Below are 17,462 nucleotides of genomic sequence, written 5' to 3' on the forward strand. Positions count from 1 at the left end.
CCTGATGAGGACTACCTGATGCCCAATCGTCTCCCCGTTACCGTGTTGTCCGGCTTTCTCGGCGCCGGTAAAAGCACGCTGCTCAACTACGTCCTGCGCAACCGCGACAACCTGCGTGTGGCGGTGATCGTCAATGACATGAGCGAAATCAATATCGACGGCAGCGAGGTGCAGCGCGACGTCACTCTCAACCGGTCCGAAGAAAAACTGGTGGAGATGAGCAACGGCTGCATCTGCTGCACCTTGAGGGAAGACTTGCTCGAGGAGGTCGGAAAACTCGCCAAGGAAGGTCGCTTCGATTACCTGCTGATCGAATCCACCGGCATTTCCGAGCCGTTGCCCGTGGCCGAAACGTTTACCTTCCGCGACGAAAACGAGCAAAGCCTGGCCGACATCGCGCGCCTGGACACCATGGTCACCGTGGTTGATGGCATGAATTTCCTGCTCGACTACCAGGCCGCCGAAAGCCTGGCTTCACGCGGCGAATCCCTTGGCGAGGAAGACGAGCGCTCGATCACCGACCTGCTGATCGAGCAGATCGAATTCGCCGACGTGATCCTGATCAGCAAGATCGACCTGATCAGCAGCCGTGAGCGCGAGGAGCTGATGGCGATTCTCGAGCGCCTGAACGCCCAGGCGGAAATCATCCCGATGGTCATGGGCGAAGTGCCGCTGCACAAGATCCTCAATACCGGCCGTTTCGACTTCGAACGTGCAGCGCAGGCCCCGGGGTGGCTGCAGGAACTGCGCGGTGAGCATGTGCCGGAAACCGAAGAGTACGGCATCGCCTCCACCGCCTATCGCGCGCGCCGTCCGTTGCATCCGCAGCGCTTTTTCGACTTTATCGACCGCCCATGGGTCAACGGCAAACTGCTGCGCTCCAAGGGCTTCTTCTGGCTGGCCAGCAAGCACCAGGACGCGGGCAGCTGGTCCCAGGCCGGCGGCCTGATGCGGCACGGCTTTGCCGGTCGCTGGTGGCGCTTCGTGCCAAAAAGCCAGTGGCCCCAGGACGAAGAGAGCGTCGCGGCGATCATGGGTAACTGGCAATTGAGCACTGGCGATTGCCGTCAGGAACTGGTGTTTATCGGGCAGAACATCGACTTCGCGCGCCTGCGTGCCGAGCTTGATGCCTGCTTGCTCACCGACGAAGAAATGGCCTTGGGCGTCGACGGTTGGCGCTTGCTGGACGATCCCTTTGGCCCTTGGTATGACGAGGCGGCCGCCTGATGCTGGCCCCGGTTATTCCCCTGCGCCCCGTGATCCGCCAGACCCGCGGCGAAACCCCGCTGGCGCTGTCCGACATCCTCGAAGACGGCGTCAACCTGGCGCTGTGGCAGCGCCAGTTGCCGCTGCACATTGCCGAGTTCGGCGCGTTGCTGGTGGCGCTCAATGAGCCGTTGGCCGATTCGCTGGTCGTGGAGTTGAGCCGCGAAGACGCCGCGCCGAACTTGCAGGGCCTGGCGTCCAGTTGTCGCGATCTTGAAGGCTATGAAGGTTTTATCGCTGATGTAGCGTGGCTGGTCAGCGCCTTTGCCTGCCTGCTGGGTGCCAAGCGAATCGGTGTACGCCTGCGCCTGTTGGACAAGGCCATGTGTCCGCGCTTTCACGTGGACCACGTGCCGGTGCGGCTGATCACCACCTATGCCGGGATCGGCAGCCAATGGTTGCGCGAAGGTGTGATGGACCGTCGCCTGCTGAGCCGACCGGAGGCCGAGCCTACCGAGCGAATCGAGCAGATTCACTGCGGCGAGGTGGCCTTGCTCAAGGGCACGAAATGGCATGGCAATGAAGGTCATGGCCTGATCCATCGCTCGCCCGCCCTGAAGATGGATGAACGCCGCTTGATCCTGACGCTGGATTGGCTGGCATAACCGCGTAGGATCTAGCGTTCTACACGGTCTGAATGAAGCGTCTCATGCTGCAGAACATTCCCACCCACGTGATTGCCGGACCTTTGGGCGCCGGCAAGACCAGCCTGATCAAGCACCTGCTCGCGCAACGCCCGGCCAACGAGCGTTGGGCGGTATTGATCAACGAGTTCGGGCAGATCGGCCTGGACGCTGCGCTGCTGACCCAGGATGACGACGGCATTGCCTTGGGCGAAGTCGCCGGTGGCTGCTTGTGCTGTGTGAATGGTGCACCGTTCCAGGTAGGCCTTGGCCGTCTGCTGCGGAAGGCCAAGCCGGATCGGCTGTTTATCGAGCCCTCGGGCCTGGGGCACCCGGCGCAGTTGCTCAAGCAGTTGCGCCAGGCGCCGTGGCAGAACGTGCTGGCGGTTCAGCCCTGCGTACTGGTACTCGATGCCCAAGCCCTGGCGGCGGGTAAACCGTTGCCACCGGCGCAGCAGGAAGCACTGGCCAGTGCCGGGCTATTGGTATTGAACAAGGATGAGACGCTGGATGCCGCGCAGCGCCAGGCTGTCGAACGGCAGTTGCCGGATTGCCCGGTGTACTGGACCCGCCAGGCCCAGTTGCCACTGCAGCAGCTACCCGGATTAAGCGCACAGGCCGCCGCCGCGGTGGATAACTTCGCCGTGCCCGAGGGGCTCGCGCAACTGCCGGCGATCTGGAACGATCCCACGCTGCCGATTTGCTTGAGCCAGGCCCAGGAAGGCGGTTGGAGTATTGGCTGGCGCTGGCACCCGAGTCAGCAATTCGATGCCGTGCGGGTATCCGGATGGCTGGAAAGCCTGGAATGGCGCCGCGCCAAGCTGGTTATCCACAGCGCCGAAGGCTGGATTTGCGCCAACGCCGTGGATAACGCTTCGCTTGCCTGGCAACCCAGTGAATGGCGCCGCGACTCGCGGATCGAATTGATTTTCAGCGCACCACAGGACGTGGCCGCGTTGCAGATGGCGCTCGCGGCCTGCCGTCAGTGACGATTCTTGGCCGCGTGGTCCTCGCGCCACTGGCTCAGCTCGATCACATTGGCACTGGGCAATGGCGTCTTGATCTCGAACGGGTAGGGCGCCAGTTCGATCTGCGCGCTGTGGGCGCCGAACTGGGTGATCGTCCCCGGATGGCGGGTCTCGCCGGTCACGGTGAATTCGAAATTGTAGATGCGCGCCAGGCGTCGCCGACCACTGGCATCCTTCACAAAACCGATGCGCTTGAGCGCCACCGCACCGTCGAGCAGCTCGATATCGAGCTTGGCGCAATGCTGCTTGACCCGTTCCAGCGCCCGCTCGCGCAGGCCGTGGTTGTGCCACACCCAGGCGGCAGCGGTCGCCAGCAGCATCAACACGAAGATGTTTCCCAGGGTCAGCATGCAAAGAACTCCAACAAAGTGAGAGCAGCTTAACTGTGTCGCCGGTCTGTCGTACAGGCTGCGTTTAGTCGCATACTGCGCGGCCAGAATTTCAATGGCTTTACGGAAATCTCCCGCATGAAACGCACACCTCATCTGCTTGCGATCCAGTCTCATGTGGTCTTTGGCCACGCCGGAAACAGCGCTGCCGTGTTCCCCATGCAACGGGTCGGGGTGAATGTCTGGCCGCTGAACACCGTCCAGTTCTCCAACCACACCCAGTATGGCCAATGGGCGGGAGAAGTGTTGGCGCCGCAGCAGATTCCGGCGCTGGTGGAAGGCATTGCCGCGATCGGCGAGCTGGGCAACTGCGACGCGGTATTGTCCGGTTATCTGGGCAGTGCGGACCAGGGGCGCGCGATCCTCACCGGTGTGGCGCGCATCAAGGCCATCAATCCCAAGGCCCTGTACCTGTGCGACCCGGTGATGGGGCATCCGGAAAAAGGCTGCATCGTGCCGCAGGAAGTCAGCGATTTCCTGCTGGAAGAGGCCGCGGCGATGGCCGACTTCCTGTGCCCCAACCAGCTGGAACTGGACAGTTTTGCCGGGCGCAAGCCGCAATCACTGTTCGATTGCCTGGCCATGGCCAAGGCGTTGCTGGCGCGCGGGCCGAAGGCGGTACTGGTCAAGCACCTGGATTACCCCGGCAAGTTGCCGGATGGCTTCGAGATGCTGCTGGTGACCGCTGATGGCAGCTGGCACCTGCGCCGGCCGCTGCTGGCGTTTCCGCGCCAGCCGGTGGGCGTCGGCGACCTGACCTCCGGGCTGTTCCTGGCGCGTGTGCTGCTCGGCGACAGCCTGCTGGCGGCCTTCGAGTTCACGGCGGCAGCAGTGCATGAAGTGCTGCTCGAAACCCAGGCCTGCGCCAGTTACGAATTGGAACTGGTGCGCGCCCAGGACCGCATCGCCCATCCGCGTGTACGCTTCGAGGCCACGCCCATCGGGTTGTAGGCCTCCGCCGGATTGAGTCAGGCCAAGCGCGTCCGGTACTATCGGGCGCTTCTTGTCCCCCTGTGCTTTTCAAGGAAGATCCATGTCGCCATCCCTTAGGGTTTTCTCCGCGCTCAGCCTGGCCTCGCTGCTCAGTGCCTGCAGTGTCAACGGCAGCTACCCGGATGCCACCGAACCTGATGCGGCGAAACTGCGCTTTATCTCCAACACACAGAACTCCACGCTCGACCTCTTCGATGCGCAGCACTGCGAAGGCCGTACCACCGGCATGCTCAACAACTTCATGATGGCCGATACCCGGCGCCGCGCCGACATGAGCGTGCCGCCGCCAGCGAAAACCCGTGGCCTGCTGGAAGTGAAGTTGCCCGCCGGCCAGCCGCTTTTCGTGCGACTCAATACCAACGGCGGCTCTTACGTATGCGCCAAGGCGTTCAATTTCACGCCCGAAGCCGGCAAGGAATATGAAGTGACCTTCGACGTCGACGGGAGCAACTGCATTACCACGTTCCGGCGCCTGTCACGGTTCAATGGCAAAGACGCGCGTACGCCACTGCCAATGTTCGAAACGCCGTTGCTGGCATGCGCCGGCAGCACGCCGATGTTCCCCAGGCAGCTGCCCGAAACCGCCCAGCGCACAGCGTTGATCAACACCATCGTCGACACCAACGTGCAGCTGTTCAAAATGATGAACCCTGATACCCCGGCCGAAGCACCGACGACCGCCAAAGCCCTTGAGGAGCAGATTGCCAAGCGCAAGGTGGCGATGGGATCGTTTACGTTGCCGCAGGATTACTGGGCTCAATATCGCCAGAACTACGCACTGTTGAATGAAGAGGCTGCAGCCCAGCAGACACGCACGCTGGGGTTCTACAAGGAGGTTTATCGCTTCCGGCTCACGCTTATCGAGGACGCTGTGCTGCAACAGTGGCTGAACCCGACGGACCTCGCCACGCGCGAGCGGGTCAAGGCCAACGACAAGATGATGACCACGTACTACACCAATACACGCACGTCAGTGATGATCGAGGTGCTCAACCATCACATGGAGCGCATGAGCCAGTTGGACCAGCGCTTTGATGTCTGTGCCCACTACGACAAGTGCTGGCACCTGTAGGCGTGGGCGCGCTCGCGCTTACTAGGCGTCTGCCTTGATCTCCTGGTAGCGCTTCTCCAGCTCCTGGCGAATCTGCCGACGCTGCTGGGCCTGCACGAACCGGCGCTTGTCTTCGCTGTTGTGGGGCTGCAGTGGTGGCACGGCGGCGGGTTTGCGCTGGTCGTCCACGGCCACCATGGTGAAGAAGCAGCTGTTGGTATGGCGCACCGAGCGTTCGCGGATGTTCTCGGTGACCACCTTGATGCCCACTTCCATCGACGTGTTGCCGGTGTAGTTGACCGAGGCGAGGAAGGTCACCAATTCGCCGACATGGATCGGCTCGCGAAAAATCACCTGGTCGACCGACAACGTGACCACATAGCGACCGGCATAACGGCTCGCGCAGGCGTAGGCCACTTCGTCGAGGTACTTGAGCAGGGTGCCGCCGTGGACATTGCCTGAGAAGTTGGCCATGTCAGGGGTCATCAATACCGTCATCGACAGCTGGGCGTTTCCGGGTTCCATAGCACACTCACGGGTTGTAGGCATTGGTTGGGGGGCACCTCTGCGGGTGCTGGAATCTTTGCAGCGCCATCCTTTACGGGACGCCGCTGGGCGGCTTGCCGTCACGCGTGCACCGATCTGTTTCCATATATTGCACCGGCTTTCCGGCGGAAGTCGCGGTGTTAACCTTCAAAAGCCCATCTCAGGGCATTTCTTACGATCAAGGCAGACTCTTCCTCTCGCTCTTTGCGACCGTTCAAAGGCGCGGACGGATGCAGGAAGAGCGCCAGTACCCTCAAGGAGCCCCTCGCCATGCACGCCATCAGCTTTATCCAGGACCTGGCCGTGATCATGTTGGTGGCCGGGGTTGTCACCATCCTGTTTCACCGCCTCAAGCAACCCGTGGTGCTGGGGTACATCGTCGCCGGCTTCATCATCGGCCCTCATACGCCGCCCTTCGGCCTGATCCACGACGAAGACACCATCAAGACCCTCGCCGAGCTGGGGGTGATCTTCCTGATGTTCTGCCTGGGCCTGGAATTCAGTCTGCGCAAGCTGTTCAAGGTCGGTGCCACGGCGTTTATCGCGGCGTTCCTGGAAATCATCCTGATGATCTGGATCGGCTACGAGATCGGCCGCTGGTTCGACTGGAATACCATGGACTCGCTGTTCCTCGGCGCAATCCTGGCGATCTCCTCGACCACCATCATCGTCAAGGCGCTCAATGACCTGAAGATGAAGAACCAGCGCTTCGCCCAGCTGATTTTTGGCGTGCTGATCGTGGAAGACATCCTCGGGATCGGCATCATTGCCTTGCTGTCGAGCATCGCCGTCAGTGGCACGGTCAGCTCCGGCGAGGTGTTCTCCACGGTCGGCAAGCTCTCGCTGTTCATGATCGTCGCGCTGGTCATCGGCATTTTGCTGGTGCCGCGCCTGCTGGCCTACGTGGCCAAGTTTGAAAGCAACGAAATGCTGCTGATCACCGTGCTCGGCCTGTGTTTCGGTTTCTGCCTGCTGGTGGTCAAGCTGGAGTACAGCATGGTGCTGGGCGCGTTCCTGATTGGCGCGATCATGGCCGAATCGCGCCAGTTGATTAAGATCGAACGCCTGATCGAGCCGGTTCGCGACATGTTCAGCGCCATCTTCTTCGTCGCCATTGGCTTGATGATCGACCCGCAGATCCTGCTGCAATACGCCTGGCCGATTGCGGTAATCACCGTGGCGGTGGTGCTGGGCAAGATGCTGTCCTGCGGCCTGGGCGCGTTTATCGCCGGCAATGATGGCCGGACCTCACTGCGCGTAGGCATGGGCCTGTCACAGATTGGCGAGTTTTCCTTCATCATCGCCGCGCTTGGGATGACCTTGCAGGTGACCAGCGACTTCCTGTACCCGGTGGCGGTTGCCGTTTCGGCGATCACCACGTTGCTCACGCCGTACTTGATTCGGGGTGCCGACCCGTTGTCGTTGAAGATTGCCGCCGTGATGCCCAAGCGCCTGAGCCGGGTGTTTGGCCTGTATGGCGAGTGGCTGCGCAGTATCCAGCCGCAGGGTGAGGGCGCGATGCTGGCGTCGATGATTCGCAAGATTATCCTGCAAGTGGGGGTGAACCTGGCGCTGGTGGTGGCGATCTTCTTCGCCGGCAGTTACTTCGCGGCGCGCATTGGCGGGTATCTGGAGGGGTGGATCAGTGATCCAAGCTGGCAGAAGGCATTGATCTGGGGTGGGGCGCTGCTGTTGTCGCTGCCGTTCCTGATTGCGGCTTACCGCAAGCTCAAGGCGTTGTCGATGTTGCTGGCAGAGATGAGCGTGAAGCCGGAAATGGCCGGGCGGCACACCCAGCGTGTACGACGCGTGATCGCCGAGCTGATCCCGCTGTTGTCGCTGCTGGGGATCTTCCTGCTATTGGCGGCCTTGTCGGCCAGCATTCTGCCGACCAACAAGTTGCTGGTGCTGATCGCCGTCGTCACGGCCGCAGTGGCGGCCGTGCTCTGGCGGTGGTTCATCCGCGTGCATACGCGCATGCAGGTCGCCTTGCTGGAGACCCTGGATAACCACAAGGACACGCCGGAGCATTGAGAGCAACTGTGGCGAGCTTGCTTGCGCTGGGCTGCGCAGCAGCCCTGAATAGTAATCTCGCCACACAAGCCTTGTGGGATCAGCTTTCCAGCCAGACGTCCCGCGCCCAGTGCCACACCGATTCCCAGGTTTCTTCGGTGACGAGTTCTTCTTCGCCGGACCACAGCACCACGGTGCCGTCTTCTTCGACGCAGTAGTAGTCGTCACCGTCCTGGCAGATCGGGATCATGCTGCGATCAACGCCGGCATCCCAGGCGTTGGCGGCCACGTCGGGCAGGTAGGTGTGGGATTGCGGGTCGGTGACGGTCACCGGCTCCAGGCTGCCGTAGACCACGTCGCTGACGGTCAGCAGGAATTCGCGGAACACAAACGGGATGTCGATGAACAGTTGTTCCTCGATTTCCACCAGTTGGTCTTCGTCAGGCAGTTCCAGAGGAACCGGGACCGGTTCGTTGGCTTCACGCAATTGTTCGATGATTTCTTCCACGGCCGGGATCCTCTTGCTAGATGGCGCGGTTTATAGGGGCGTTTTATACAGTAGCTCGCTATAAGTGCAACCGTGAAATAGAAAACCCCGGACAGGTCCGGGGTTTTTTGTTACGGCTTGCTCAAGCGTGCGGGTATCAGCCGTTCTGGCGGATACCGGCGACCAGCCAAGGCTGGTTGTCGCCTTGGGCGCGTTCCATGTTCCAGCTTTCGCTGAACACTTCGCCCTGGTCGAAACGCGAGGTCTTCGACACACCGCTGAAGGTCAGGGTGGCGATGGTCTTGTCGGCGCGGTCATCCACACCTTCCAGCTGTACGCGCAGGTCGTCGATGTAGGTCGACTGGAAAGCGTCGCCCAGGTCGGCGCGTTCGCGCTTGAGGAACTCCAGCAGTTGTGGGGTCACGAACTCGGAGATCTTGTCCATTTCGTTGGCGTCCCAGTGCTGCTGCAGGGACTGGAAGTGGCTGCGGGCTGCTTCGACGAAACGCTCTTCGTTGAACCACGCCGGGGCGTTGATCACCGGGCGGGCGGCGGCAGGCGCGGCCGAACCACCGAAGATCGAACCCATGGCTGGCTTCTGCTCGAACACTTCACGCTGCATCGGCGCGCCGGCTGGAGCCAGGTGCTCCTGCTGCTTGCGTCGACGGGCGGCGATGAAGCGGAAGATCACAAAAGCGATGACCGCCAAGATCAGGATGTCGAAGATCTGCATGCCCTGGAAGCCGCCGCCCATGAACATGGAAGCGAGCAGGCCACCGGCCGCGATACCGGCCAGAGGGCCCAACCAGCGCGAAGCACCGCCGGCCTTGGCCGCGGCGCCAGCAGCACCGGCTGCGCCTGCGGTGGCGGCTGCACCGCCCATGCCGCCGGCGGAAGGAGCCATTTGGCTGGTCTGGTGAGTCGGTGCCGAGCCCATGCTTTTGCCGCCACCGAAGCGCTTGGCGTTGGCGTCGAGGCTCATCGTCAGGCCGATGCACAACGCCATGGCGATGCTAAGAAAACGTTTCATAAAGGGAATTCCCATTTGTGGATTGCACGCGCGCCATGTTGCACAGGTGTAGTGACAGTGGCTAGCGACATAATGTTTCGGGCTTTTGCGTAAGACCGAATCAGAATGGTCTGTAGGACTTAATACAGATATTGGCCCGTGCAGGTGAAAAACAAGGGAGGGTCACAATTCTTCACATTGCAGGAGCCGGCTTGTCGAGTCGTCGCCCCGCAGCGATGGCGGTCTTAGGACCGCCATCGCCAGCAAGCCGGCTCCTACAAAGGGGAGGGTGTCAGATGGCTTCGAGCTTCGCGTAGCCCATCATCAGCCATTTGCTGCCTTCAGCGAAATTCACCTGCACCCGTGCCTGGGCGCCGGCGCCTTCGAAGTTGAGGATCACGCCTTCGCCGAAAATCGCATGCTTGACCTGTTGGCCCAGGCTGAACGGGGTTTCCGGAATTTCGGAACCGGCAAACAGGCTGCTGGAGTTCTGCTGCTGGCCACCACCGAACGGGCGGCTGACGCTGTTGGACAGGCGCACTTCCTGGATCAGCCCCTTCGGCACCTCACGGACGAAACGCGACACCTTGTTGTAGGTCTCGCTGCCGTACAGGCGTCGGGTCTCGGCGTAGGTCATCACCAGGTTCTGCATCGCCCGGGTAATGCCCACGTAGGCCAGGCGGCGTTCTTCCTCAAGGCGGCCAGGCTCTTCCAGGCTCATCTTGTGCGGGAACAGGCCTTCTTCCATGCCCACCAGGAACACGTAGGGGAATTCCAGGCCCTTGGCGCTGTGCAGGGTCATCAGCTGGATGCTGTCTTCATGCTCATCGGCCTGGGTATCGCCGGCTTCCAGCGAGGCATGGCCGAGGAAGGCCGCGAGCGGGGTCAGCTCTTCGTCTTCCTCGGTGTTCTCGAACGCACGCGCGGCGCTGACCAGTTCCTCAAGGTTTTCTACCCGGGCCTGGCCTTTCTCGCCTTTTTCCGCTTCGTGGTAGGCGATCAGCCCGGATTGCTCGATTACAGTCTGGGTCATCAAGTGCAGGGGCATTTCCGAGCACTTGGCGGCGAGGTTCTCGATCAGTTCGACAAACACGCCCAGTGCCCCGGCAGCGCGGCCGGTCAGGCCTTTATTGGCGATGAGCAGGCGCATGGCTTCCCACATCGACACATCGGCGTGGCGGGCGTGGTCGCGGATCGCTTCCACGGTTTTCTCGCCGATGCCGCGGGCCGGGATGTTGATCACCCGCTCCAGCGCCGCGTCGTTGCCACGGCCTTCGAGCAGGCGCAGGTAGGCCATGGCGTTCTTGATTTCGGCTCGCTCGAAGAAGCGCTGGCCGCCATAGATGCGGTACGGGATGCGCTCGCGCAGCAAGGCTTCTTCCAGCACCCGCGACTGGGCGTTGGAGCGGTACAGAATCGCGATATCGCTGCGCGCCAGGCCGGTCTTCAGTGCGCTTTCGATGGTTTCCACCACGTAGCGCGCTTCATCGTGCTCGTTGAACGCGGCGTACAGGTTGATCGCCTCGCCTTCGCCGCCGTCGGTCCACAGCTCTTTGCCCAGGCGCCCGGTGTTATTGGCGATCAGGGCGTTGGCGGCCTTGAGGATGCCGGCGGTGGAGCGGTAGTTCTGCTCCAGGCGGATGGTGACCGCGTCCGGGAAGTCTTCGGAATACTGGTAGATGTTCTCGATTTTCGCGCCACGCCAGCCATAGATCGACTGGTCGTCATCGCCCACCACCATCAAGCTGTCGCCGCCCTTGGCCAGCAGGCGCAACCAGGCGTACTGCACGGCGTTGGTGTCCTGGAACTCGTCCACCAGGATATGCCGGAAGCGTTTCTGGTAATGGGCCAGCAAGCCCGGGTTGTCGCGCCACAGGTCGAGGGCGCGCAGCAGCAGTTCGGAGAAGTCGATGACGCCGGCCCGCGCGCAGGCGGCCTCGTAGGCTTCATAGATGCTGCGCATGGTGGCCAGGAACAGGTCGCCGCTGGCCTGGATATGTTGCGGGCGCAGGCCTTCGTCTTTCTGGCCGTTGATGAACCACTGCGCTTGCCGCGCTGGCCAACGCTGTTCGTCGAGGCCCAGCTCGCGGATCACGCGCTTGACCAGGCGTTGCTGGTCATCGCTGTCGAGGATCTGGAAGGTCTGGACCAGGCCCGCTTCCTGCCAGTGCGCCCGCAACAGGCGGTGCGCCAGGCCGTGGAAGGTGCCCACCCACATGCCGGCCGGGCTGATGCCCATCAACTGCTCGATGCGATGGCGCATCTCGGCAGCGGCCTTGTTGGTGAACGTCACCGACAGGATGGAGTGCGGCGACGCGTTCTCGACCTGGATCAACCAGGCGATACGGTGCACCAGCACTCGGGTTTTACCGGAGCCAGCACCGGCCAGGACCAACTGACGGCCAACGGGGGCGGCTACGGCCTGGCGTTGGGCATCGTTGAGGGAGTTCAGCAAAAGGGAGAGATCATCGCGCATCGGCGCATTCTAGGGTGCCGGGGGGGCTCGGGCAAATCCCAATGCCGGGCGGGCGACGGAAAACATCCAGGCTGATCCGCGCCGGGCAAACATTCTGCATCGGGTGATGACTGGTCGGTCAATGGCCGCAGCCCCCGCCGTGTCTCGCTCAAGCCGTCTGGCGCCTAGGTTTGCGCTGGATAAACGTGAGGTTTTTATGACGTGGAGCAGTTTGGCCCAAGCGCGTGCTTGTGTATGCTCCGTCGACGTTTCGGGCTCACCATTATAAGAACACTGCCTATGACCCTCAGCACCGACCTGTTCGGCCCCACGATGGCGCCCGCGCAGGTCATCCACAAACATTACGCCACCGAGATGGCGGTCGAGCGCACGCGCCTGCTCTACCAGGGCTCGTTGCTGCCTACCTTATTAATGCTGGTCAACGGCCTGGTCTGCGCCTGGCTGCTGTGGAACCCCAAGCAATACTTGCTGGACAGCATCTGGCTGGTCTGGCTGCTGGCGTTGGTGGCGATGCGCGTGATCCAGGTGGCGGCGTTTGACTCGGCCATGCCCAGCCGCCAGGCCCAGCCGATCTGGCGCCGCATGTTCATGCTGGGTTCAGCGGTCAGCGGGCTGACCCTGGCCGTCGCCGCCATCGCGCTGGTACCGGTGGACAGCTTTATGCAGCAGGCCTGGGTCTTTGGCCTGATCGGCGCCGCGACGCTGTCGGCCAGCGTGGCCTATGCCGTGAGTCTGCCGGCGTTCCTGTCCTTTTCCCTGCCGTGCCTGGTGCCGGCCATCGCGTACCTGTTCTGGAACGGCGCCCCGCAGCAACAAGGCTGGGGTGTCCTCGGCCTGATCCTGCTGGCGTCCTTGAGTGTGGTGGCGTGGCAGGTCAATCGCTTGATCCAGCGCGGGCTGCTGCGACGCTTCCAGAACCAGGCGCTGATCGAGCATCTGCAACAGGCGCAGCAGCGCAGCGAGCAGTTGAATCAGGAACTGGTGCGCGAAGTCGAGCAGCGTCGCCAGGTCGAACAGGAACTGCGTGAAGCGCAGATCGGCCTGCAGGACCGCGTGGCGCAGCGCAGCCAGGAACTCGACGCTGCCAGCCTGGCCCTGAATAAAAGCGAGGCGCGCCTGGCCATGGCCCTGCAAGCCAGCGAACTGGGCCTGTGGGACTGGAACCTGCAGACCGACGAGGTCCACCACACCCAGCTCAAAGAGTTGTTCGGCCTGGAACCTGAGTACGTCACGGCGATGCTCAGCCACCTCAAGCCGCGCCTGCACCCCGAGGACCTGCCGTTGCTCAAGCGCGCGCTGGTGGAGCACCTCAAGGGGCGCAGCGAGGACTATCAGGTCGAATACCGCGTGCGCCATGGCGATGGCCATTGGGTGTGGATCGAAGACCGTGGCCGCGCCGTCGAGCGCACGCCCAGCGGGCGCGTCACGCGCATGCTCGGTACGCGCCGCGACATCAGCGCCGGCAAGGCCCTGGAAGAACAGCAGCGCCTGGCTTCGACGGTATTCGAGGCCGCCAGCGAAGGCATCGTGATCCTCGACCCGGATTACGCGTTGATTGCGGTCAACCAGGCCTTCAGCCGCGTCACCGGCTTCGACATCGACGACATGCTCGGCCGCAATGTGGTGGAGCTGCCCAGCAGCCGCGATGCGCGGCGCCACTTCCCGGTGATCCGCCAGGCGCTGCTCAGCCATGGCACCTGGCAGGGCGAACTGGTGGAGACGCGCAAGAACGGCGAGCTGTACCCGCAGTGGCTGCAGCTGAACGTGGTGCGCGATGTTCGCGGAAAAGTCAGCCATATCGTGGGATTCTTCGCCGATTTGTCCGCGCGGCGCGAATCCGAGGAGCGCATGCGCTACCTCACGCATTACGATGAATTGACCGGCCTGGCCAATCGTTCGCTGTTCCGCGAACGGTTGCGCGAAGCCCACCAGCGCGTGCGCCTGGGCGGGCGGAGCCTGGCGCTGCTGCACATCAACCTCGACCGTTTCAAGTTGCTCAATGACAGCCTCGGCCATGAAGTCGCCGACCAGCTGTTGCAGAAAATGGCGCGGCGCTTGATCAACGCCTTGCCGGAAGCCGACACCATTGCGCGGCTGTCCGGTGATGAATTTGCCGTGCTGTTCGATGCCTATGGCAACCTCTCGAGCCTGGCGCGGGTGGCGACGCGGCTGCTCGCCAAGTTGCGGGTGCCGGTGACGGTGGAAGGGCATGAGCTGGTGGTCAGTGCTTCGATGGGGGTCAGCCTGTTGCCGGACAACGCGCGGGAAATTTCCGCGCTGGTCAGCCAGTCGAACATGGCCATGCAACATGCCAAGCATTTGGGCGGCAACAATTTCCAGTTCTACACCGACAGCCTGCAAGCCAGCACCCTGGAGCGCCTGCAGCTGGAAAACCACCTGCGCAAGGCCATCGAGGAGCGCCAGCTGACGGTGTTCTACCAGCCGAAACTGTGCCTGGCCACCGGCAAGCTGAATGCCGCCGAAGCGCTGATTCGCTGGGAGCATCCGCAATGGGGCATGGTGCCGCCGGGGGACTTTATCGGCCTCGCCGAAGAGACCGGCCTGATCGTGCCGCTGGGCGAATTCGTGCTGCGCCAGGCCTGTTGGCAGGCGTGCGAGTGGCAGCGCCAGGGGCTGGCGCCGATCCGGGTGTCGGTGAACCTGTCGGTGCATCAGTTGCGCCAGGGCAAGCTGGTCAGCCTGGTACGCCAGGTGTTGGAAGAGACCGGGCTGGACCCGCAATACCTCGAGCTGGAGCTGACCGAGAGCCAACTGCTCGACAGCGTCGAACACATCATCGCGACCTTCCAGCAGCTGCGCGACCTGGGTGTGAAGCTGGCCATCGACGACTTTGGCACCGGTTATTCATCCCTCAGTTACCTCAAGCGCATCCCCGTGGACTACGTGAAGATCGACCAGACCTTCATCCGGGGCCTCGGGCAGGGTCGGGAGGACGCAGCGATTACCCGGGCGATCATCGCCATGGCGCATGGGCTGGCGCTCAAGGTGGTGGCCGAAGGCGTGGAAGATCAGCAGCAGCTGGATTTCCTGCGCGGCGAGCGTTGCGACGAGGTGCAGGGCTACCTGATCAGTCGGCCGATGGCGGCCGAAGGGCTGGCCGATTTGTTGCGGAAAAATGCAGTTTTTCCTTAGCCGCACGGCTTCAACCCCAGCGGCTACAACTCGGCCGCCCTTAGATTCAAAGGCGGACAGGGCGATTTAGTGATGCATCGGACGGGCAAAACGACAATTCTTGTAGTATAACTACAAGCTTGCTACATCCCTGGCACCTGCCAATAACAAGAGTCCTGCCCTTTGAACCTGTTGCAACATATCGCCCAGTCGCGCCACCTGTTACGCAAATCGGAACTCAAGGTTGCCGATCACGTGCTGCTTGACCCTGCGGCAGTGATGCACAGTTCCATGGCCGACCTGGCCCACAGCGTGGGCATCAGCGAGCCGACCATCGTGCGCTTCTGCCGCGCCATCGGTTGCTCCGGGTTCCAGGACTTGAAACTCAAGCTGGCGCAAAGCCTGGCCGCCGGTGCGAGCTTCGGCCAGTTTGCGATTCATGAAGACGATTCCGTCGCCGACTACAGCCTGAAAATCTTCGACACCACCCTGCACACCCTGATGGAAGTGCGCGAGAAGCTCGACCCGGTGGAGCTGCAAAAGGCCGTGACCGCCATGTCCCAGGCCCAGCGCGTCGAGTTCTACGGCTTCGGTGCGTCTGGTGCGGTGGCCGCCGATGCCCAGCACAAATTCTTCCGGCTGCTGCTCACCGCTGCGGCCTACAGTGATCCGCACATGCAGGCCATGTCGGCGGTGACCTTGAAGCCCACCGACGTGGCGATCTGCATTTCCCAGTCGGGCCGTTCCAAGGACCTGCTGATCACCGCCAACCTGGTGCGTGAAAGCGGCGCGACCCTGATCACGTTGTGCCCGAGCCAGACGCCGTTGGCGGAGCTGTCCACGGTCAACCTGGCGATCGATGTGCACGAAGACACCGAGATCTACACCCCGCTGACCTCGCGCATCGCCCACCTGGTGGTGATCGACGTGCTGGCGATGGGCGTGGCAATGGCGCGCGGCCCGAGCCTGGTCAACCACCTCAAGAGTGTGAAGCGCAGCTTGCGCAGCCTGCGTCTCTCGCCCAAATCAGTCAAAGCCCTCGACGATTAATCGGGTGTACACAGATCGATGTGGGGGCTGGCTTGCCTGCGATGGCGATCTGTCAGCTCGCACATTCATTGACTGAGCTGCCACACAGGATGTGCACAGCGCCTGAAGATTCATCGTCCTGTAACCCCCGCGCCGCCAAACCGTCATCCCCCAGGGCCATCCTGAACTCCCCGTACTCGCATTGGGAGACTGAAAATGGCCCGGCACTACGAAGACAGCAACAGCTCCGTCAAAACCCGTCGTCAGCAGGAAGACCAGCGCCGCATGGCGTTCCGTCGTGCAATCGAAGACCGCTGCGACGAGCGTCAACTGCAGCAGAGCATCACTGACTACCCGGAACTCCACTGGCAGGCACCCTTGGCTGCCCAGCGAAACGCTCAGCCAACGCGCTGATCTGCACCCGTTCGCTGCGGATAAAGCCCAGGAACGCATGGGCCACCGGTGACAGGCGCTTGGCCTTGGCCTGCACCAGGCACCAACTGCGGTACAGCGGCAGTTCTTCCACCGGCAGCTCCTTGAGCCCGCCGGTGGCCAGCTCCAGGTTGACCGCGTGGCGCGTCAGCAAGGCCACGCCCAACCCGGCGTTCACGCATTCACGCTGCGCCTCGGCCGAGGCCACTTCCACCGTCTGGGTGAAGTGCACGCGTTTCTCCTTGAAGTATTCCTCGCACGCCAGCCGCGTACCTGAACCCGGTTCGCGCAGCAGCAGTGTATAGGGCTCCAGGTCCTGCAGGCGCAGCGGGCCTTGCAGGCTCAACGGATGTTCAGGTGGGGCCACGGCCACGATCGGGTTGTTGAGGAACGGCAGGAATTCCAGGCCCATGTCCTGGGGCACCATGGACATGATCACCAGGTCGTCGCGGTTGTCCGAAAGCCGGCGAATCACCTGGGCGCGGTTGACCACCGTCAGGTGCAACTGCACCTCCGGGTGCTGGCGCTTGAAAGCCGCAAACAGGTGCGGCACGAAGTATTTGGCGCTGGATTCCACCGCCAGTTTCAACTGGCCCTGCAGCGAGCCCTGCATGTCCGACAGCTGCATATCGAGGTTTTCCAGGCGCCCGAAAATATCCCGGCTGGCACGTTGCAGGGCTTCGGCGGCTTCGGTCATGTAGAGCTTCTTGCCGACGTAATCGAACAGCGGCTGGCCGATCAGCTCTTCCAGCTGACGAATCTGTAGGCTAACGGCCGGTTGCGTAAGCGACATTTCCTCGGCTGCACGGCTGTAGGAACGCAAATCGCACACTTCATTGAAGATCTGCAATTGACGCAATGTCATACGCATCAATGACTTACGCATTATTTAGTGATCCCGGCCTGCCCCTGATGCATCGACTATAAGTCTTTACTTATACACAGCCCAATAATTATTGATTTTTGTTAATCCCTGTTGGGGCTTAGT

Annotated in this window: 15 protein-coding genes; 9 read left to right on the top strand and 6 right to left on the bottom strand. The window is 62.2% G+C overall.

Annotation, left to right across the window (positions count from 1 at the left end):
* Positions 1-18: 18 nt before the first annotated feature.
* From zigA to AC07OJ_RS11890, 3 genes are read left to right on the top strand one after another with little or no spacing between them, the layout of a single operon-like run.
* A complete protein-coding gene (gene zigA / locus AC07OJ_RS11880; RefSeq protein ID WP_495094582.1) occupies positions 19-1,227 on the top strand; it encodes a zinc metallochaperone GTPase ZigA in 1,209 nt (402 codons plus the stop codon).
* Positions 1,227-1,871, top strand: a complete 645-nt coding sequence (locus tag AC07OJ_RS11885; RefSeq protein ID WP_106802251.1) for a DUF1826 domain-containing protein — start codon at positions 1,227-1,229, stop codon at positions 1,869-1,871. Before zigA ends, AC07OJ_RS11885 begins: the two co-directional genes overlap by 1 nt.
* 44 nt (positions 1,872-1,915) lie before the next feature.
* Positions 1,916-2,878 (top strand): CobW family GTP-binding protein, encoded by a 963-nt coding sequence (locus tag AC07OJ_RS11890; protein WP_495094583.1) that lies wholly within the window; start codon positions 1,916-1,918, stop codon positions 2,876-2,878.
* Here the strand turns inward: AC07OJ_RS11890 and AC07OJ_RS11895 are convergent.
* On the bottom strand, positions 2,872-3,267 hold the full coding sequence (locus AC07OJ_RS11895; protein WP_065902609.1) for a DUF3301 domain-containing protein: 396 nt from the start codon (positions 3,265-3,267) through the stop codon (positions 2,872-2,874). The genes AC07OJ_RS11890 and AC07OJ_RS11895 overlap by 7 nt on opposite strands.
* Before the next feature lie 117 nt (positions 3,268-3,384).
* Between AC07OJ_RS11895 and pdxY the strand changes: the two genes are divergently transcribed.
* Positions 3,385-4,257: a pyridoxal kinase PdxY gene (pdxY, locus tag AC07OJ_RS11900; protein ID WP_106802254.1), complete on the top strand. Its 873-nt coding sequence runs from the start codon at positions 3,385-3,387 to the stop codon at positions 4,255-4,257.
* A gap of 82 nt (positions 4,258-4,339) precedes the next feature.
* Positions 4,340-5,371 (top strand): hypothetical protein, encoded by a 1,032-nt coding sequence (locus tag AC07OJ_RS11905; RefSeq protein WP_495094584.1) that lies wholly within the window; start codon positions 4,340-4,342, stop codon positions 5,369-5,371.
* 21 nt (positions 5,372-5,392) lie between these two features.
* Here AC07OJ_RS11905 and AC07OJ_RS11910 read toward each other — a convergent pair whose 3' ends face one another.
* Positions 5,393-5,875: an acyl-CoA thioesterase gene (locus AC07OJ_RS11910; RefSeq protein WP_065902603.1), complete on the bottom strand. Its 483-nt coding sequence runs from the start codon at positions 5,873-5,875 to the stop codon at positions 5,393-5,395.
* Between the two features lie 291 nt (positions 5,876-6,166).
* Between AC07OJ_RS11910 and AC07OJ_RS11915 the strand changes: the two genes are divergently transcribed.
* A complete protein-coding gene (locus AC07OJ_RS11915) occupies positions 6,167-7,930 on the top strand; it encodes a cation:proton antiporter (RefSeq protein ID WP_495094585.1) in 1,764 nt (587 codons plus the stop codon).
* 79 nt (positions 7,931-8,009) lie between these two features.
* Here AC07OJ_RS11915 and AC07OJ_RS11920 read toward each other — a convergent pair whose 3' ends face one another.
* The 3 genes from AC07OJ_RS11920 to uvrD all read right to left on the bottom strand — a co-directional run bounded on the left by AC07OJ_RS11920 (position 8,010) and on the right by uvrD (position 11,881).
* Positions 8,010-8,417 (bottom strand): SMI1/KNR4 family protein, encoded by a 408-nt coding sequence (locus AC07OJ_RS11920; RefSeq protein ID WP_017739032.1) that lies wholly within the window; start codon positions 8,415-8,417, stop codon positions 8,010-8,012.
* Positions 8,418-8,553: 136 nt separating this feature from the next.
* The gene (locus AC07OJ_RS11925; RefSeq protein WP_065902599.1) at positions 8,554-9,426 is read right to left on the bottom strand and encodes a Tim44 domain-containing protein; all 873 of its coding nucleotides are present in this window, start codon (positions 9,424-9,426) and stop codon (positions 8,554-8,556) included.
* A 271-nt stretch (positions 9,427-9,697) separates the two neighbouring features.
* Positions 9,698-11,881, bottom strand: coding sequence for a DNA helicase II (gene uvrD / locus AC07OJ_RS11930; RefSeq protein ID WP_106802256.1), 2,184 nt, complete (start codon positions 11,879-11,881; stop codon positions 9,698-9,700).
* 279 nt (positions 11,882-12,160) lie between these two features.
* Here uvrD and AC07OJ_RS11935 point away from each other — a divergent pair, with 279 nt between their 5' ends.
* The 3 genes from AC07OJ_RS11935 (at position 12,161) to AC07OJ_RS11945 (ending at position 16,456) form a co-directional block, all read left to right on the top strand.
* Positions 12,161-15,034 carry an EAL domain-containing protein gene (locus AC07OJ_RS11935; protein WP_065902596.1) on the top strand — a complete coding sequence of 958 codons (2,874 nt, stop codon included), beginning with the start codon at positions 12,161-12,163 and terminating at the stop codon, positions 15,032-15,034.
* Between the two features lie 162 nt (positions 15,035-15,196).
* Positions 15,197-16,063, top strand: coding sequence for a transcriptional regulator HexR (gene hexR / locus AC07OJ_RS11940; RefSeq protein WP_010168370.1), 867 nt, complete (start codon positions 15,197-15,199; stop codon positions 16,061-16,063).
* A gap of 195 nt (positions 16,064-16,258) precedes the next feature.
* Positions 16,259-16,456, top strand: a complete 198-nt coding sequence (locus tag AC07OJ_RS11945) for a PA3496 family putative envelope integrity protein (protein ID WP_106802257.1) — start codon at positions 16,259-16,261, stop codon at positions 16,454-16,456.
* Here AC07OJ_RS11945 and AC07OJ_RS11950 read toward each other — a convergent pair.
* Positions 16,386-17,360 (bottom strand): LysR family transcriptional regulator, encoded by a 975-nt coding sequence (locus AC07OJ_RS11950; protein WP_065902594.1) that lies wholly within the window; start codon positions 17,358-17,360, stop codon positions 16,386-16,388. The two genes, AC07OJ_RS11945 and AC07OJ_RS11950, sit on opposite strands and share 71 nt — an antisense overlap.
* Positions 17,361-17,462: the final 102 nt, after the last annotated feature.

This window comes from Pseudomonas sp. GW821-FHT09C08, from assembly GCF_059418125.1.

What these genes read in the sequence shown, in the direction of transcription:
- zigA (WP_495094582.1), top strand. Translation starts at nt 19, where the DNA reads ATGCCCAATCGTCTCCCCGTTACCGTGTTGTCCGGCTTTCTCGGCGCC.
- AC07OJ_RS11885 (WP_106802251.1), top strand. Translation starts at nt 1,227, where the DNA reads ATGCTGGCCCCGGTTATTCCCCTGCGCCCCGTGATCCGCCAGACCCGC.
- AC07OJ_RS11890 (WP_495094583.1), top strand. Translation starts at nt 1,916, where the DNA reads ATGCTGCAGAACATTCCCACCCACGTGATTGCCGGACCTTTGGGCGCC.
- AC07OJ_RS11895 (WP_065902609.1), bottom strand. Translation starts at nt 3,267, where the DNA reads ATGCTGACCCTGGGAAACATCTTCGTGTTGATGCTGCTGGCGACCGCT.
- pdxY (WP_106802254.1), top strand. Translation starts at nt 3,385, where the DNA reads ATGAAACGCACACCTCATCTGCTTGCGATCCAGTCTCATGTGGTCTTT.
- AC07OJ_RS11905 (WP_495094584.1), top strand. Translation starts at nt 4,340, where the DNA reads ATGTCGCCATCCCTTAGGGTTTTCTCCGCGCTCAGCCTGGCCTCGCTG.
- AC07OJ_RS11910 (WP_065902603.1), bottom strand. Translation starts at nt 5,875, where the DNA reads ATGGAACCCGGAAACGCCCAGCTGTCGATGACGGTATTGATGACCCCT.
- AC07OJ_RS11915 (WP_495094585.1), top strand. Translation starts at nt 6,167, where the DNA reads ATGCACGCCATCAGCTTTATCCAGGACCTGGCCGTGATCATGTTGGTG.
- AC07OJ_RS11925 (WP_065902599.1), bottom strand. Translation starts at nt 9,426, where the DNA reads ATGAAACGTTTTCTTAGCATCGCCATGGCGTTGTGCATCGGCCTGACG.
- uvrD (WP_106802256.1), bottom strand. Translation starts at nt 11,881, where the DNA reads ATGCGCGATGATCTCTCCCTTTTGCTGAACTCCCTCAACGATGCCCAA.
- AC07OJ_RS11935 (WP_065902596.1), top strand. Translation starts at nt 12,161, where the DNA reads ATGACCCTCAGCACCGACCTGTTCGGCCCCACGATGGCGCCCGCGCAG.
- AC07OJ_RS11945 (WP_106802257.1), top strand. Translation starts at nt 16,259, where the DNA reads ATGGCCCGGCACTACGAAGACAGCAACAGCTCCGTCAAAACCCGTCGT.
- AC07OJ_RS11950 (WP_065902594.1), bottom strand. Translation starts at nt 17,360, where the DNA reads ATGCGTAAGTCATTGATGCGTATGACATTGCGTCAATTGCAGATCTTC.